The 584-nt window shown below is 63.2% G+C and carries 1 protein-coding gene; it reads left to right on the top strand.

Annotation, left to right across the window (positions count from 1 at the left end; all coding sequences use genetic code 11):
• Window positions 1-284: GMC oxidoreductase (locus tag EN780_RS36875; protein ID WP_245500264.1), on the top strand; the 284-nt coding region annotated here is incomplete at its 5' end.
• Between the last annotated feature and the right edge of the window lie 300 nt (window positions 285-584).

Raw genomic sequence — 584 nt, 5'->3', positions numbered from 1 at the left:
GGCGCGAGACGCACCCTGGCCGGCAAATGCGATCGATGGACGACTACCGCCACTACGTCAAGGAAATGGCGCAAGGCGCATTGCATCCGACCGGCACGTGCAGGATCGGCAAGGACGCCAGGGCTGTCGTCGACGGCCAATTGCGTGTCCACGGCGTTTCGGGGCTGCGCGTCGCCGACGCTTCCGTCATGCCAACCGTGCCGTCCGGCAACACCAATGCGCCAGCGATCATGGTCGGCGAGCGCGCCGCCGATTTCCTCCGCCGCAGCCGCAACGATCTTTGATGATCCTGGCTAACGCGTGTGATGCGCGTCAGGCCGACGCGGTGCAAGCCTGACCCTCTTTTGCCAAACCGCACAACACGGTTCCGCAGACCGCAGTGACGCTCCTCCAGTTTCTGACTGAATGGACACCCGCGCTGACAAGGAGGAGGCGCACTTTCCGAAAGGAGTGCGCCAAAAGAGCCGCTAGCACGGGGCGCGTAATCGACCGGCTACGACCTGACCAAGCTCTTCATCGGGTCCGAAGGCACTCTCGGCGTAATCACACAACTCACCATCCGCGTTCATGGCGTCCCAGAAGAG

Origin of the sequence: Mesorhizobium sp. M4B.F.Ca.ET.089.01.1.1, from assembly GCF_004022605.1 — a bacterium.
In the GTDB taxonomy this organism is placed as follows: Bacteria; Pseudomonadota; Alphaproteobacteria; order Rhizobiales; family Rhizobiaceae; genus Mesorhizobium; species Mesorhizobium abyssinicae.
Note: the sequence above shows the minus strand (reverse complement) of the source record. Positions and strands in the feature narration are given on the sequence as shown.